The organism is Streptomyces viridochromogenes (assembly GCF_001270495.1).
In the GTDB taxonomy this organism is placed as follows: domain Bacteria; phylum Actinomycetota; class Actinomycetes; order Streptomycetales; family Streptomycetaceae; genus Streptomyces; species Streptomyces viridochromogenes_A.
In genome coordinates, this window is the sequence record NZ_LGUR01000200.1 from 66,122 (window position 1) to 82,066 (window position 15,945).

At 69.1% G+C, this 15,945-nt stretch carries 15 protein-coding genes; all 15 read right to left on the bottom strand.

What is annotated here, in order from left to right; translation table 11 throughout:
• Positions 1-38 precede the first annotated feature (38 nt).
• Complete coding sequence (locus ADK36_RS22710) at positions 39-854, bottom strand: F0F1 ATP synthase subunit delta (RefSeq protein ID WP_048582937.1); 816 nt, start codon at positions 852-854, stop codon at positions 39-41.
• A complete protein-coding gene (locus tag ADK36_RS22715; protein WP_048582938.1) occupies positions 851-1,393 on the bottom strand; it encodes a F0F1 ATP synthase subunit B in 543 nt (180 codons plus the stop codon). The genes ADK36_RS22710 and ADK36_RS22715 overlap by 4 nt, the downstream gene beginning before the upstream one ends.
• A 41-nt stretch (positions 1,394-1,434) precedes the next feature.
• A complete protein-coding gene (atpE, locus tag ADK36_RS22720; protein ID WP_009321656.1) occupies positions 1,435-1,665 on the bottom strand; it encodes an ATP synthase F0 subunit C in 231 nt (76 codons plus the stop codon).
• 75 nt (positions 1,666-1,740) lie between these two features.
• Positions 1,741-2,568: a F0F1 ATP synthase subunit A gene (gene atpB / locus ADK36_RS22725; RefSeq protein WP_048582939.1), complete on the bottom strand. Its 828-nt coding sequence runs from the start codon at positions 2,566-2,568 to the stop codon at positions 1,741-1,743.
• Between the two features lie 225 nt (positions 2,569-2,793).
• The gene (locus ADK36_RS22730; RefSeq protein WP_048582940.1) at positions 2,794-3,240 is read right to left on the bottom strand and encodes a hypothetical protein; all 447 of its coding nucleotides are present in this window, start codon (positions 3,238-3,240) and stop codon (positions 2,794-2,796) included.
• Between the two features lie 324 nt (positions 3,241-3,564).
• Positions 3,565-4,917, bottom strand: coding sequence for an MraY family glycosyltransferase (locus ADK36_RS22735; protein WP_048582941.1), 1,353 nt, complete (start codon positions 4,915-4,917; stop codon positions 3,565-3,567).
• Positions 4,918-5,056: 139 nt separating this feature from the next.
• A complete protein-coding gene (gene glyA / locus ADK36_RS22740) occupies positions 5,057-6,295 on the bottom strand; it encodes a serine hydroxymethyltransferase (protein ID WP_048582942.1) in 1,239 nt (412 codons plus the stop codon).
• Positions 6,296-6,392: 97 nt separating this feature from the next.
• Positions 6,393-7,073 carry a low molecular weight phosphatase family protein gene (locus ADK36_RS22745; RefSeq protein WP_053198773.1) on the bottom strand — a complete coding sequence of 227 codons (681 nt, stop codon included), beginning with the start codon at positions 7,071-7,073 and terminating at the stop codon, positions 6,393-6,395.
• Entirely contained in the window at positions 7,070-7,717 is a 648-nt protein-coding gene (locus ADK36_RS22750; protein WP_048582944.1) for an L-threonylcarbamoyladenylate synthase, read from the bottom strand. Before ADK36_RS22750 ends, ADK36_RS22745 begins: the two co-directional genes overlap by 4 nt.
• A gap of 52 nt (positions 7,718-7,769) precedes the next feature.
• On the bottom strand, positions 7,770-8,609 hold the full coding sequence (gene prmC, locus ADK36_RS22755; RefSeq protein ID WP_048582945.1) for a peptide chain release factor N(5)-glutamine methyltransferase: 840 nt from the start codon (positions 8,607-8,609) through the stop codon (positions 7,770-7,772).
• Between the two features lie 95 nt (positions 8,610-8,704).
• A complete protein-coding gene (prfA, locus tag ADK36_RS22760; RefSeq protein ID WP_030049624.1) occupies positions 8,705-9,781 on the bottom strand; it encodes a peptide chain release factor 1 in 1,077 nt (358 codons plus the stop codon).
• Between the two features lie 109 nt (positions 9,782-9,890).
• Positions 9,891-10,115 (bottom strand): 50S ribosomal protein L31, encoded by a 225-nt coding sequence (gene rpmE, locus ADK36_RS22765; RefSeq protein WP_030944953.1) that lies wholly within the window; start codon positions 10,113-10,115, stop codon positions 9,891-9,893.
• A 136-nt stretch (positions 10,116-10,251) separates the two neighbouring features.
• A complete protein-coding gene (locus ADK36_RS22770) occupies positions 10,252-11,388 on the bottom strand; it encodes an LCP family protein (RefSeq protein ID WP_048582946.1) in 1,137 nt (378 codons plus the stop codon).
• Positions 11,389-11,594: 206 nt separating this feature from the next.
• Complete coding sequence (locus tag ADK36_RS22775) at positions 11,595-13,430, bottom strand: trypsin-like serine protease (RefSeq protein ID WP_425315451.1); 1,836 nt, start codon at positions 13,428-13,430, stop codon at positions 11,595-11,597.
• Positions 13,431-13,618: 188 nt separating this feature from the next.
• Positions 13,619-15,625 carry a transcription termination factor Rho gene (rho, locus tag ADK36_RS22780; RefSeq protein ID WP_048582947.1) on the bottom strand — a complete coding sequence of 669 codons (2,007 nt, stop codon included), beginning with the start codon at positions 15,623-15,625 and terminating at the stop codon, positions 13,619-13,621.
• Positions 15,626-15,945 lie beyond the last annotated feature (320 nt).

Below are 15,945 nucleotides of genomic sequence, written 5' to 3' on the forward strand. Positions count from 1 at the left end.
GGGCCGTCGTAAGTACGTACTGCCTATTGAGTTGAGGCTCAGCTCGCCAGTCGGCGGCCGGCGTCCTCGATGCGGTCCGCGAGGGAGCCGTTGATGACCTCGTCACCGACCTGCACCCGGATTCCGCCGACGACCTCGGGGTCCACGTCGAGGTTGAGGTGCATCGGACGGCCGTAGAGCTTCGCGAGGGCGGCGCCCAGGCGCTGCTTCTGCGGGCCGCTCAGCGGTACCGCCGAGGTGACCACGGCCACCATGCGGTCCCGACGGTCGGCGGCGAGCTTGGACAGGGACTCCAGTCCCGTCTCCAGGCTACGTCCACGCGGCGCGGTCACAAGACGCGTGACCAGACGCTCGGTGGTCGCCTTGGCCCGGCCGCCGAGCAGGCTGCGCAGCAGCTCGCCCTTGGCCGTGCTCTTCGCGGCGCGGTTGGTCAGCGCGGCACGCAGCTCGGTGCTCGAGGAGACGATCCGGCCGAACCGGAACAGCTCGTCCTCGACCTCGTCGAGGTTGCCCGCCTTCTGCGCGGCGGTGAGGTCGGCGGTGCTCGCCAGCACCTCCAGCGCGTCCACCAGGTCGCGGGACTGCGACCAGCGGGAGCGCACCATGCCGGCCAGCAGATCGGCGGTGGCGCCGCCGACCTGGCCGCCGAGCAGGCGCTGAGCCAGCTCGGCCTTGGCCTCACCGGCCTGCGCCGGGTCGGTGAGGACCCGACGCAGCGACACCTCGCGGTCGAGCAGCGCGGTGACGGCGGCCAGCTCGTCGGCGAGCTTGGCCGCGTCGACGGACGTCGAATCCGTCAGCGCGTCGAGACGCTCACGTGCGGCTGCCAGGGCCTCGCGGCTCGCTCCGTTCATCGCGCGGCCTCGGCCTTCTCCTCGAGGTCCTCGAGGAAGCGGTCGATGACACGGCTCTGCCGGGCGTGGTCCTCCAGGGACTCACCGACGAGCTTGCCGGCCAGTTCGGTGGCGAGCTTGCCGACGTCCTGGCGCAGCGCGGACGCGGCGGCCTTGCGGTCGGCCTCGATCTGGGCGTGACCGGCGGCGACGATCTCCTCGCGCTGCCGCTGGCCTTCCGCGCGCATCTCGGCGATGAGCGTGGCGCCCTGCTCCTGCGCCTCCTGGCGCAGACGCGCGGCCTCGTGCCGGGCCTCGGCGAGCTGGGCCTTGTACTGCTCGAGGACGCTCTGGGCCTCGGTCTGCGCGGCCTCGGCCTTCTCGATACCGCCCTCGATGGCCTCGCGACGCTGTTCCAGAACCTTGTTGATGTTCGGGAGGAGCTTCTTGGCGAGGAAGCCGAAGACGATGACGAAGGCGAGGAGGCCGATGACAAGCTCAGGGATCGGCGGGACGAGAGGGTTCTCCCCCTCGCTCGCCGCGATGAGCAGCTGGCTCATGTGAGTGCCTTTCGTCTAGTCGGCTGGACTGGTGTGGTGGATCAGTAGCCGTAGACGAACGGCATGACCAGACCGATCAGGGCGAGCGCCTCACAGAAGGCGAAGCCGAGGATCTGGTTGGCGCGGATCAGGCCGGCCGCCTCGGGCTGGCGGGCGAGAGCCTGGGTGCCGTTACCGAAGATGATGCCGACGCCGACGCCCGGGCCGATCGCGGCGAGGCCGTAACCGATGGAGCCGAGGGAGCCTTCGACAGCAGCAAGGGTCTGGGACATGCCAGTTCTTCCTTTTCTTTACGGACCGGTGGGGGTTGGCCACCGGACGATCTGTGGAGGTGGGAGGGCGTTGGCTCAGTGGTGCTCGGCGAGAGCGCCCTGAATGTAGGTGCACGTCAGCAGGACGAACACGTACGCCTGAAGGGCCTGGATGAACAGCTCGAAGGCGGTCATCACGATGACCATCACGAACGAGACACCCGCGTAGGCGATGCCGAAGCCGTTCAGCATGTACCAGCTGGCGATCGTGAACAGCAGCAGCAGGGTGTGACCCGCGAACATGTTCGCGAAGAGTCGCACGGCGTGGGTGAACGGCCGGATCAGCAGGTTCGAGAAGAGCTCGATCAGCATGGCCAGCGGCAGCACCGCACCGAGCGACTTGTCGTAGCCGGTGACGTTCTTCCAGAAGCCGACGAAGCCGTGCCGCTTGAAGGTCAGGGACACCCACAGGATGTAGACGATCAGCGCCAGGACCAGCGGGTACGAGATGATCGAGGTGACCGGGAACTGGGCGAGCGGGATGATCGACCAGAGGTTCAGCATCCAGACGAAGAAGAAGAGCGAGACGACGAGCGGTACGTACTTCTCGCCTTCCTTCTTGCCGATGGTCTCGTAGACGACACCGCGCCGGATGAAGTCGTAGCCCGCCTCGGCGACCATCTGGAGCTTGCCCGGGACCACCTGCGGCCTGCGGAAGGCGGCCCAGAAGAAGCCCACGATGATGATCGAGCCGAGCAGCGCCAGCAGCATCGTCTTGTTGAAGTACACGTTGCTGTCGCCGTCACCCCACAGGGGCTGGAACATGAACGAGTGCAGGCCCGGGGACACATCGGCGAAGCCACACCCGTCGAAGAGGTGGCAGTTGGTGTCGAAGGCGAGCACCTGCGTCGGGTCAGCACTCACCGCGGGCTCCTTCAGCGTGGCGCATAGGTACGGCAACCTCGTTGTGTCGGCGCGGCGCGCAGCCGCGGTTCGGCACGGGACTGGTGTTACGGATGTGGGGGCGGCTGGGGGGCATCTCGCCTCGCGATTGAGCAGGCGTCAGCTCAGATGCCCGCGCCCGCGATGCCGCAGTTGGCACCGGACGATAGCAGGACTTCTCGAGCGCCCTTATCCCGCCCCTACCTCTCACGACGAGTGCCCCGTCTTTTCGGGCTTGTCACCCTTCGAGGGGGTGCCCGAATCGGGTTCAACGTAGAGGATCTTGGCCTTCATGTGGGCGCGCGTCTGCATGGCGATCCACACGAGAGTGCCGGCGAGCAAGGTGAACGCGAAGGCTCGCGGATGGAACAGCGTCGTGTTCTTGAACGCGGCCATGAAGATGAACAGCAGCAGGATCTGCGCCGCGTACAGCATCAGGCCCATCGCCTGGAACAGATGCGGAAGCGATTTGGCAGTGCGTTGCAGAACGTAGAGGCCGAGTCCCATGAAGAGGATCACGACCACCGTCGCGACGACAGCCCCGACCGCCCCCTTGCCACCGGCGACCACCCCGCTGACGACGGCTGCGACAGCGCCGACGGCGGCTGTGGGCACAGCGGCCTGGAGCAGGATCCGGGCGTCATTGGACGGCATGGCGGCAACTCCGCTTTCACGGTGGGGGCAGGGTGTCGTCATGGACGAGCGTAGTCCCGGGTGGAGAGAGAACCTCACGCCGGTGGACCGTCGCACTACGGTCCTTCGGCTCTATCCGGGGGTTCTCGTGAACCGTATCACAAACTATTTGATGAGGTCTTTACCTGGGGTGTGTGCTCGGTGTCACACATGAGAGTGACACTGCGCGTCTGTGCAGAATCCCAGCCGACTTGTCTGGTATTGGGGAACTTCGTTCCCCCATGACTTGGCAATGCTCTAGTCAGATTCTTACCTTGACCGCGCTCTTACCTTGACCCTCGGCCGTCAGCGGGACGATCCGGCCTTGCGCCGGTCCAGGAAGCGCGAACGGGCGCCGATGGCGGTCGCGCCGTTGACTCCCGCGACCCCCGCGGCGACCGGGGTGCGCGGTTCCTCCTCGGGCAGGGAGTCCGCCGGGGTCTCGGCGGCAGCGGTCTGCGGCGTGGTGGCCGCGGGCTCGGCGACGACCTGGCGGCGGCGGTAGCGCGGCGGCACGATGGCCTCGGCCCAGCGGGGGGCGCGCGGCGTGAAGCGCGGGAGCAGCAGCAGACCCAGACCGATGGCGCTGAGGAACACCACGCTGAGCACGATCCACATGGACGCCGAGTTCACGGAGTAGGCGAGCGCGCCGAAGGCGATCAGGGCCGACCAGAAGTACATGATCAGCACCGCGCGGCTGTGCGAGTGACCGATCTCCAGCAGGCGGTGGTGCAGGTGCCCGCGGTCGGCGGCGAACGGCGACTGGCCGCGCCAGGTGCGGCGGACGATGGCCAGCACCAGGTCGGCGGCCGGGATCGCGATGATCGTCAGGGGCAGCAGCAGCGGGATGTAGACGGGCACCGTCTGGTGCACGGCCTCCTTCTCGGAGCCGGCGAACAGCTTCAGCGCGTCCGGGTCGACCTGACCGGTGATGGAGATGGCGCCCGCGGCGAGGACCAGGCCGATCAGCATCGAGCCGGAGTCGCCCATGAAGATCCGCGCCGGGTGCATGTTGTGCGGCAGGAAGCCCAGGCACATGCCCATCAGGATCGCCGCGAACAGGGTGGCGGGGGCGGCGGCCTCGATGCCGTACGACACCCAGACCCGGTAGGCGTAGAGGAAGAACGCGGCCGAGGCGATGCACACCATGCCGGCCGCGAGGCCGTCCAGGCCGTCGACGAAGTTGACCGCGTTGATGGTGATGACGACGAGCGCGACCGTCAGCAGGGTGCCCTGCCACTGGGTCAGGGCGACCGAGCCGAAACCCGGGATGGGCAGCCACAGGATCGTCAGACCCTGCATGACCATGACGCCGGCGGCGATCATCTGGCCGCCCAGCTTGATCAGGGCGTCGATCTCGAACTTGTCGTCCAGCACACCGATCAGCCAGATCAGCGCCGCTCCGGAGAGCAGCGCCCGCGGTTCGTTGGACTTCTCGAAGACCGCGCTGAGGTTGGTGAGGTGGTCGGCGACCAGCAGGCCCGCGCACAGGCCGAAGAACATCGCGATCCCGCCGAGCCGCGGAGTGGGTTCCCGGTGCACGTCACGTGCCCGGATCTCCGGCATCGCCCCGGCCACGATCGCGAACTTACGTACCGGCCCTGTCAGCAGATACGTCACCGCGGCCGTGATGCAGAGCGTCAGCAGGTATTCACGCACGGGCTTCCCCACAGGTCTCGCTGGCCATCACAGCCCCACACCCTAGCGACGGACACATACGCGACGCATATGTGTGGGGACTTTCGGGTAGCGACGATGGTTGCACGCGTGGCTGTGTCGCAGGTGCGTCTACCCCGCCTCAGCCGGGATACGGCGGAAATCTACCGGCCAGCTCCCGCACTTCTTCACGGGCCTTCTGGCTCTCGGTCTCCCCGCGCAGCACCCCCGCCAGCAGCGCGGCGAGCCACGCCATCTCCCCCTCCCCCATGCCCTGGGTGGTCACGGCCGCCGTACCGAGCCGCAGGCCCCGGGCGTCTCCGTGCGGCAGCGCGCAGCAGTCCAGCACCATTCCGGCCGCCGCGAGCCGGCCGCGTGCGTCACGGCCGTCGACGCCGAGCGGTGCCGGGTCTGCGGTGATGAGGTGGGTGTCGGTCCCGCCGGTGGTGACGACGAGCCCCTCCGCGGCCAGCCCGGCCGCGAGCATCCGGGCGTTGGCGACCACCTGATGGGCGTACGCGGCGAACGCCGGTGTTGCCGCCTCGCCGAACGCGACGGCCTTTGCGGCGATCGTGTGCATCTGGGCGCCGCCCTGGGTGAACGGGAAGACGGCGCGGTCGATCCGCTCGGCGAGGTCCGAGCCGCACAGGATCATGCCGCCGCGCGGTCCCCGCAGCACCTTGTGCGTGGTGGCGCACACCACATCGGCGTACGGCACCGGATTCGGCGCCGCTCCCCCGGCGACGAGCCCCATGGGGTGGGCGGCGTCGGCGATGAGATACGCGCCCACCTCGTCGGCGATGTCGCGGAAGAAGGCGTAGTCGATGTGGCGGGGGTAGGCGATGGACCCGCACACGATCGCCTTGGGCCGATGGTTGCGAGCCAGCGTCCGCACCTGGTCGTAGTCGATGAGCCCGGTCTCGGCGTCCACCCCGTAGCCCACGAAGTCGAACCAGCGCCCGGAGAAGTTGGCGGGCGAGCCGTGCGTGAGGTGCCCGCCGTACGGCAGCCCGAGGGCCAGGACGGTGTCGCCGGGCCGCAGCAGCGCGGCGTACGCGGCGAGGACGGCCGACGACCCCGAGTGCGACTGCACGTTGGCGTGCTCGGCCCCGAACAGCGCCTTGGCCCGCTCCACGGCGAGCCGCTCGGCGACGTCGACCATCTCGCAGCCACCGTGGTACCGGGCGCCCGGATACCCCTCCGCGTACTTGTTGGCGAGCGGCGACCCCAGCGCCGCCAGCACGGCGGGCGAGGTGAAGTTCTCGGCAGCGACGAGCTGGAGCGTCGTCGCCTGCCGGTCGGACTCCCCGAGCAGGATGTCGGCGAGCTCAGGGTCCTGACGGCGCAGGACATCGGCCTCGAGGGTATGGGTGACCGACATGATGGGCTCCGGGCGTGCGTCGACGATGACGTACGTCCAATGTAGGCCGGGGACGCCAGACCCGCCCGGCGTTGCCCCACTCCGAACACATCCCGCGTCACGCCCGCGCGGGAACCCCCGTCAGCACCGTCACCACCGGATCCAGCGCCTCATGTATCTCGTCCCCCACCGACCGGAAAAACGTCAACGGTGCCCCATACGGGTCATACACCTCGTCCGCCTCCGCCGTCGGCGCAAGCAGCCACCCGCGTAGAGCCGCCGCCGCACGCACCAGGGCGCGTGCGCGGAAGACCACGCCCTCCTCCAGGGCAGGGAGCGTCGCGGGGTCTATGGCCTTCACCAGGCGGGTGAACTCCTTGAGGGTGAAGGTGCGCAGGCCCGCCGAATGGCCCATGGAGATGACCTGGGCGCGGTGGTCGCGGGTGGCGGTCAGGACCAGGTCGGCGCGGATGACGTGTTCGTCGAGGAGTTCGCGGCCGACGAAGTCGGAGGCGTCCGCGCCGAAGTCGGCGAGGACCGTCTCCGCGTTGGACTCCATGGGCGCGCCCTCGTGGCCCCAGGTGCCCGCGCTCTCCACGATCAGCCCGCCGCCGAGCACACCGAGCCGCTGCGCCACGAAATGACGGGTCAGCCGCTCGGTGATCGGCGAGCGGCACACGTTGCCGGTGCTGACGTGGAGGATGCGGAAGCTGTCGCGCGGGAGGCCCACGAAGGTCGTCGTGATCTCCGCCGCGCTTTCCCCGTTGCCTATGCCACGCCCCGCTTCAGGGGCTGTCAATTGGCCACCTCGAGGTCGGGTACGACCTTCCGCAGCTCGTCCGCGGAGATCGCGCCCGCGCGCAGGAGGAGGGGCACTTCGCGCGTCACGTCGACGATCGACGACGGGACGTTGCCGGGGGTCGGGCCGCCGTCCAGGTAGACGGAGACCGAGTCGCCGAGCATCTCCTGGGCGGCGTCACAGTCCTCGGGCGCGGGGTGGCCCGTCAGGTTCGCCGACGACACGGCCATGGGACCGACCTCCGTCAGCAGCTCGATGGCGACCGGGTGGAGGGGCATCCGCACGGCGACCGTGCCCCGCGTGTCCCCCAGGTCCCACTGCAGCGACGGCTGGTGCTTGGCGACCAGCGTCAGCGCGCCCGGCCAGAACGCGTCGACCAGCTCCCAGGCCAGCTCGGAGAAGTCCGTGACGAGACCGTGGAGCGTGTTCGGGGAGCCGATCAGGACAGGAGTGGGCATGTTGCGGCCCCGCCCCTTGGCCTCCAGCAGGTCGCCGACGGCCTCCTTGGTGAACGCGTCGGCGCCGATGCCGTACACCGTGTCGGTCGGGAGGACCACGAGCTCGCCACGGCGGACGGCGGACGCGGCCTCACGCAGACCCGTCGTGCGGTCGGTCGCGTCGTTGGTGTCGTATCGCCGTGCCATATCTAGCGGGCCTCCTCGTACACGTACTGCGGGATCGAAGTCGGGGCGGTGGTCACGGCAGTGCCTTGCGGGCCGTCGCGAACCGGGGGCGGTTGTTGAGGTCCGGGTGGTCGGCCGCGTCGGCCCAGCCCCGCTCCTCGGTGAAGATCCACGGCACCTGGCCGCCCTGGGTGTCGGCGTGCTCGATGACGACGACGCCTCCGGGGCGCAGGAGCCGGTGTGCGGTCCGTTCCAGACCGCGGATGAGTTCGAGGCCGTCCTCGCCGGAGAACAGGGCGAGTTCGGGATCGTAGTCCCGCGCCTCGGGAGCGACGTACTCCCATTCGGTGAGCGGGATGTAGGGCGGGTTGGAGATGACCAGGTCGACCTGGCCGTCCAGGTCGGGGAAGGCGTCCAGGGCGTTGCCCTGACGGAGGTCGACCCTGGACCCCTCGACGTTCTTGCGGGTCCAGTGCAGGGCGTCCTCGGACAGCTCCACGGCGTGCACGCGGGAGCGCGGCACCTCCTGGGCGAGGGCGAGCGCGATGGCGCCGGAGCCGGTGCACAGGTCGACGATGCAGGGCTCCACGACGTCCATCGCGCGGACGGCGTCTATGGCCCAGCCGACCACCGACTCCGTCTCGGGGCGGGGCACGAACACCCCGGGCCCGACTTGGAGTTCGAGATAGCGGAAGTAGGCCCGCCCGGTGATGTGCTGAAGCGGCTCGCGCTGCTCACGCCGGGCGATGACCTCCCAGTAGCGGGCGTCGAAGTCCGCGTCCTTCACGGAGTGCAGCTCGCCCCGCTTCACGCCGTGCACGAACGCGGCGAGCTCCTCCGCGTCGTTGCGCGGCGAGGGCACGCCGGCGTCGGCCAGCCGCTGGGTGGCCTGGGCCACCTCCGCGAGCAGCACGCTGCGGGGGCTCGGGGTTCGCCCCCCGATGAATTGCTGCACGCAAGTCCTCCGTGTCGTACTCGTACGTGCGTACGTCCCTTACGTCTACGCCCTTACGCGGCCGCCAGCTTGGCCGCCGAGTCCGCGTCGACGCACGCCTGGATCACCGCGTCGAGGTCGCCGTCCAGGACCTGGTCCAGGTTGTAGGCCTTGAAGCCGACGCGGTGGTCCGAGATGCGATTCTCCGGGAAGTTGTAGGTACGGATCTTCTCGGAGCGGTCGACGGTGCGGACCTGACTGCGGCGGGCGTCGGCCGCTTCCCTCTCGGCTTCCTCCTGCGCCGCTGCGAGCAGCCTGGAGCGCAGGATACGCAGTGCCTGCTCCTTGTTCTGCAGCTGGCTCTTCTCGTTCTGGCAGGAGGCGACGACTCCGGTCGGAATGTGCGTGATGCGCACAGCGGAGTCGGTGGTGTTGACGGACTGCCCGCCCGGTCCTGACGACCGGTACACGTCGATGCGGAGGTCGTTCGGGTTGATCTCGACGTCGACCTCCTCGGCCTCGGGGGTGACGAGGACACCCGCGGCCGACGTGTGGATACGGCCCTGGGACTCGGTCGCCGGGACGCGCTGCACGCGGTGCACGCCGCCCTCGTACTTCATCCGGGCCCAGACGCCCTGGCCGGGCTCGGTGGCACCCTGGCCGCCCTTGGTCTTCACCGCGACCTGGACGTCCTTGTAGCCGCCCAGCTCGGACTCGGTGGCGTCGATGATCTCGGTCTTCCAGCCGACCCGCTCCGCGTACCGCAGATACATCCGCAGCAGGTCACCGGCGAACAGCGCCGACTCGTCGCCGCCCGCGCCCGCCTTGATCTCGAGGATGACGTCCTTGTCGTCGCTGGGGTCGCGCGGGACGAGCAGAAGCCGCAGCTTCTCCGTCAGCTCCTCGCGCGTCCGCTCCAGCTCCTTGACCTCGGCCGCGAAGTCCGGGTCGTCGGCGGCGAGTTCCTTCGCCGTCTCGATGTCGTCGCCGGTCTGCTTCCAGGAGCGGTACGTGGCGACGATCGGGGTGAGCTCGGCGTAGCGCTTGTTGAGCTTGCGCGCGTTGGCCTGGTCGGCGTGGACCGACGGGTCGGCGAGCTTCTTCTCCAGGTCGGCGTGCTCAGCGACCAGGTCCTCGACGGCCTCGAACATCTTGGGCTCCTGAACTGCGTAAGAAAGAAGGGGGAAGGCGGGCGACCAAAAACGCCGGTCCCGGCGCGCCTGTGAGGGGCGCGGCCGTGGACCGGCGGATTGGAGCTCGCTACTTCTTGGAGCCGGCAGCAGCCTTGCCGAAGCGGGCCTCGAAGCGGGCCACACGGCCACCGGTGTCGAGGATCTTCTGCTTGCCCGTGTAGAACGGGTGGCACTCGGAGCAGACCTCGGCGCGGATGGTGCCGCTCGCGATCGTGCTACGGGTGGTGAACGACGCGCCACAGGTGCAGCTGACCTGCGTCTCGACGTACTCGGGGTGGATGTCGCGCTTCAAGGTGTCTCCTAGTTTCGGGAGGGCGCCGGGTCGCTGACGCGGGGTGCGGGAGCGTGAACCGGAGCCGACGTACCAGTCTGCCAGGACTGGGGCCATCCCCCAAAACCGGGGGTACCCGTGATCTATTCCCTGAAGCTCACGAAGCGCTCACCACACCCTTGGCGTCGCCCTCGGCCGTGCCCTGCGTGGCCGACTTCGGGATCGGCTTGTCGTTCTTCAACGCCGTCCACACCTGCTTGGCCTTCGCCTCGGCCACGATCACCCGGTTCGGGTCGGCCGGGTCGTACCGGACCGGCATCGTGACCATGTTCATGTTCTTGGAGCTGATGCCCTTGAGGCCGTCCGCGAAGGACATGAGCTTGTTGACGGAGCCCAGGTCGGAGTCGGTGGTCACCGTCTTCGTGGCGGTGTTGGCCAGGTCGTAGAGCCTCTTCGGGCTGCCGAAGAGGTTGATGTCCTTGATCTGGTTGATCAGTGCCTTGACGAAGGCCTGCTGGAGCTGGATACGGCCGAGGTCGGAGCCGTCGCCGACGCCGTGCCGGGTGCGGACCAGGCCCAGGGCCTGCTTGCCGGTGAGCTGGTGGGTGCCGGCCTTGAGGTCGAGGTGGCTGTCGGGGTCACTGATGGCCTTGGTGGTGGTGACCTCGACGCCGCCGAGCTCGTCGATGAGCTGCTGGAAGCCGGAGAAGTCGACCTCCAGGTAGTGGTCCATGCGGATGCCGGTGACCGACTCGACCGTCTTCACGGTGCAGGCGGCGCCACCCGTGGAGTATGCCTCGTTGAACATCACGCCGGACGCGGCGTCGTGCGTGTCCCCGTTGGTGTCGGTGCACTTGGGGCGGTCGATGAGGGTGTCCCGCGGGATGGAGACCACGCTGGCCTTCTTACGGCCCTCGTAGACGTGCACGATCATCGCCGTGTCCGAGCGGGCGCTGCCGTCGTCGGTGCCGCCGCCGAGCTTCTTGTTGCTGCCGGAGCGGGTGTCCGAGCCGAGGACGAGGATGTTCTCGGAGCCGTTGTCGACCTTTTCCGGCCGTTCGGTGCCGAGGGCCTGGTCGATGTCGACGCTCTTGAGGTTGCCGTTGAGCTTGAGGTACAGGTACCCGGCGCCGGTGCCGCCCAGGATCACGATCCCGGCGGCCGTCCAGGCCGTGATCAGCAGGCCCTTGCGCTTGTCGCGGGGCTTGCGTCGGCGGCCCTTGGCGCGGTGGCGGGGACCTGTGCTGCCGGTCTCGCCCGGTATGCCGGGCTCCGGCGTGCTCTCGGCGGACACTGTGCTCCTAGGTTCTCGTCCGGTCGGTTACCCCCTGCTTTCAGGGTCAGGCGTGGCCATTTGGCCCGTACCACACCATCGTCACCCCGTCCGGTCAGACGGGGAAACTCGGAGAAGGGTTGCACAACGGACCGTGCCCACCGCCGGGCAGCGGTGGGCACGGTCCGTAGTCGGCGATACCGGGCAGTCCCGTCTCACCTGCGGTTTCAGCCGAAGATGTCGTACTGCTTGAAGTCCGTTCCGACCGAGATCCTTGTGTCGAAGATCTCGCTGGTGGCCTTTCCGGTGCCCTTGTACAGGTAGAGCGCGCCGCCGGGTGTACGGGCCAGGAAGTCCGCCTTGCCGTCGCCGCTGATGTCACCGACGGCGTCGAAGGCGTTGTAGCCGGCCCACTCACGCACCTTGACCCGGCTGGAGAAGGCGCCCGTGCCGGACTTGCCGGTGCCCTTGTAGAGGTACAGGTAACCGTTGCTGGAGGCGCGCGCGATCAGGTCGGTCCTGCCGTCGCCGGTGAAGTCGCCGTGGCCGCGCAGGGAGTTGTACTGGTTCCAGCCGGAGCCGACCTTCACCCTGGTGCCGAAGGTGCCGTTGCCGTTGCCCGGGTAGATCCACAGGTAGCCGCCGGAGTCGACCGAGAGCAGGTCGGGCTGGTAGTCGCCGGTGACATCGCCCGGGACGACGATGCGGGTGCGGGTCTTCCAGTTGTCGGCGATCTGCTTGGTGGCCCAGCCGCCGCTCGACGGCACGTAGTGCGACCAGAACAGGTCGCCGTCGGAGCTGCGCCGGTAGATCAGGTCCTGGTAGCCGTCCCGGTCGAGGTCGGTCTGGAGGACGACGTTGACGCCGCTCCAGCTGCCCCAGGACTCGCGCGCGGCGAAGGAGCTGCCGCTGGAGTCCTTCGAGTAACCGGTCTTGGTGGAGGCGTTGCGCAGCCACAGGTCGGCCCGGTGGTCCCCGCTGATGTTGGTGTCGTCGACCCGGGGGTAGACGGCACCGACGTACGAGGTGACCTTGGCGAAGACGCTGTAAGCGCCCTTGGCGACGCAGTTCTGGACGCCCCAGGAGACGACGCCGACGATCCGGCCGTTCACGACGAGCGGCCCGCCGGAGTCGCCGTTGCAGGCGGAGGTCGTACCGCTGTCGCTGCCGCTGGCCGGCGTGCCCGCGCAGACCATGTGGCCCTTGATGAACTCGCTGCCGTAGTACCCCGTGCAGGTGGTGTCGGACTGGATCGGCAGCGTGGCCGTCTTCAGCGTGTCGGAGACGTCCTGGCTGGTGGAGCTGGTCCGGCCCCAGCCGTAGACCTTGGCGTTCGTGCCGGCCGCGTAGGAGGCCGTGTCGCCGGACGTCGTCATGCGGATCGGCGTCGCCTTGACCGGGTTGCCCAGCGTGATGACGGCGATGTCGTTGTCGATCGTCGTCGAGCTGTACGACGGGTGGTACCACTGCCGGTGCGGCAGGCTGGCGGTGCCACCGTGCAGGTCGCTGTTGCCGGCGTCGTCGGTGGTGGGCAGCTGGGCGGTGCCGGTGACGACGGCGCCGTAGTTGTACCAGTCGTAGCCCTTGACGCAGTGCGCGGCGGTGAGGATCTTCGTGGGCGCGACGACGGCGCCACCGCAGAAGAACCCGAGGTCGTCGGCCTCGTCTGCGGTGCCCTGGTCGTCGTAGTACCAGAGCTGCGCCATCCAGGGCGCCGAGCTGATGCCGGTCGTGGTGCCGCCGATGACCATGGGGCTCACGGTGGAGTCGTCGGCGGCGGCACCGGAAGAGCTGCTGGTGCTCGCGCCGTACGACGACTTCTTGGCTGTCTCCCCCGCGGTGTCGTCACCGGCGACGGCACCCGCGACCCGCCGCTCCAGTTCGGCGAGCGAGGCCGAACTGGTGGTGGGCTTCACGGCGGGCCTGGGCAGCGCGGTCGTGGCCCCGGCGGACGAGGTCAGCAGCGCGGCGGCGACGGCCGCGGCGACACCGGCGGCGGCGACGGGCAGCCCGAAACGGATCCGGCGTCTGTGACGACCGCTGCCGGACAGGGTGGTGCTCAAGAAGGTCCCCCCAGGGATGCGTGAACAGGAAGGGGCGCACCGATTACGCCCGTCCCTATCAGCGCCGAAAGGCCGCCCTACGTCACTGAATGACGTAGGGCGGCCTCAACGCCCCACAGGGGCGCGGCGAACTGCGCGACCAGCCACGACGAACCTTCCGTCGACGACCGGCGAGCAGCCCTCGATGACTAGTCGCCGTTTCCAGGCGTCGGCGTCGTCTTCTGGATCTGCATCAGGAACTCGACGTTCGACTTCGTCTGCTTCATCTTGTCGAGCAGCAGCTCGATCGCCTGCTGCTGGTCGAGCGCGTGCAGCACCCGGCGCAGCTTCCAGACGACCGCCAGCTCCTCGTTGCCGAGCAGGATCTCTTCCTTACGGGTACCGGACGCGTCGACGTCCACCGCCGGGAAGATGCGCTTGTCGGCGAGCTTCCGGTCGAGCTTGAGCTCCATGTTGCCGGTGCCCTTGAACTCCTCGAAGATCACCTCGTCCATGCGGGACCCGGTGTCCACCAGGGCGGTGGCGAGGATGGTCAACGAGCCGCCGTCCTCGATGTTGCGGGCCGCACCGAAGAAGCGCTTCGGGGGGTACAGCGCGGTCGAGTCGACACCACCGGACAGGATGCGGCCGGAGGCCGGGGCGGCGAGGTTGTACGCACGGCCCAGACGCGTGATCGAGTCGAGCAGCACGACGACGTCGTGACCCAGCTCCACCAGGCGCTTGGCACGCTCGATGGCGAGCTCGGCGACCGTGGTGTGGTCCTCGGCCGGGCGGTCGAAGGTCGAGGAGATGACCTCGCCCTTCACCGACCGCTGCATGTCGGTGACCTCTTCCGGACGCTCGTCGACGAGGACGACCATCAGGTGGCACTCGGGGTTGTTGTGCGTGATCGCGTTGGCGATCGCCTGCATGATCATGGTCTTACCGGTCTTCGGCGGGGCCACGATCAGACCGCGCTGGCCCTTACCGATCGGCGACACGAGGTCGATGATGCGGGTGGTCAGCACGCCCGGGTCCGTCTCCAGGCGGAGGCGGTCCTGCGGGTAGAGCGGGGTGAGCTTGTTGAACTCCGGGCGGCCGCGGCCGTGTTCGGGCGCCATGCCGTTGACGGAGTCGAGACGCACCAGCGCGTTGAACTTCTCGCGCCGCTCGCCTTCCTTCGGCTGCCGGACCGCGCCGGTGACGTGGTCGCCCTTGCGCAGGCCGTTCTTGCGGACCTGAGCGAGGGAGACGTACACGTCGTTCGGACCCGGCAGGTAGCCCGAGGTACGGATGAAGGCGTAGTTGTCGAGGATGTCCAGGATGCCCGCGACGGGGATCAGGACGTCGTCCTCGGCGATCTGCGGCTCGCTGCCCATCTCGTCGCGGCCGCGGCGGCCACGACGGTCCCGGTAACGACCGCGACGGCCACGGCGGCCGCCCTCGAAGTCGTCGTCGTCCTGCGGGCCGTTGTCGCGCTGACGGTCCTGACGACCACCACTCTGCTGCTGGCCCTGCTGGCGGTCCTGACGGCCGCCGCCCTGCTGCTCGTCGCCCTTGCGGCGGTCGCCACGGTCACCGCGGTCACGGTCCCGGCCGCGCTCACGGCGGTCGCGGCGGCGGCCCTCGCCGCCCTCACCCGCGTCTCCCTTGGCGTCGCCCTGCTGGGCCTGCGACTGCGCGGGCGTCTCGGCCTTCGGCTCGCTCTTCGCCTCGGCGGCGACCGTCTCGGGGGCGGCCGCGGGGGCACCGGCGTCGGCGGTGGCGCGGCGACGGCGGCGCTCCGCCGGGGCGTCCTCGCTGGCCGGCTGGCCGGGGATCTCGATCTGCTGCTGGGCCACGGCCTTCTCGGCGGGGGCCTCAGCGGCCTTCTCCGCCTTCTTCGCGGCGGCGGCCTCGTCGCCCGTACGGGCCCGGGAGGTGGCGCGGCGCTTCGGCTTGGTCTCGGTGGCGGTCTCGGCCTTCGCCGGGGCGGCGCCGCCGCCGGCCTGCGCCTCCTTGATGACCTCGATCAGCTGGCTCTTGCGCATACGCGCCGTGCCCTTGATGCCGAGGCCGGATGCGACCTGCTGCAGCTCGGCCAGCACCATGCCTTCAAGGCCGGTACCGCGGCGCCGCCGGGAGCCGGCACCGGTGGCAGGCGCGGAGGCGTCCGTGGCGGGCGCGGCAGCGGTCTCCTCGACACGTGCGCCCATCAGATCGGTGGTGTCGCTCACGAAGGGTCCTTCCCTGGAGCGGACGTCGGCCTGTCTGGCTCGGCGACCGTTTGTGCTGTCCGGCTTCGGTCCCTGGTGTGTGGACCGTGCCGGGGCGGTGGTCCGCCAAAGCGGCGGAGGAAATATCTGGTGATGACGCTTCCCAGAGCCGTGCCACTGAGTGTCTGTGTCACTCGGCTCGGTCGCGCCGGTTCCGGAGCGTGCCCGGCAAGTCGCTCAGTGCCCGCGTACGAGGTACTGCCCGCGTACGTCGTACGGAACACAGTGCGGCTTGGGAGGCTCCCGGAAGAATGTCTGTCCCGGACGGGGACAACAAGCAC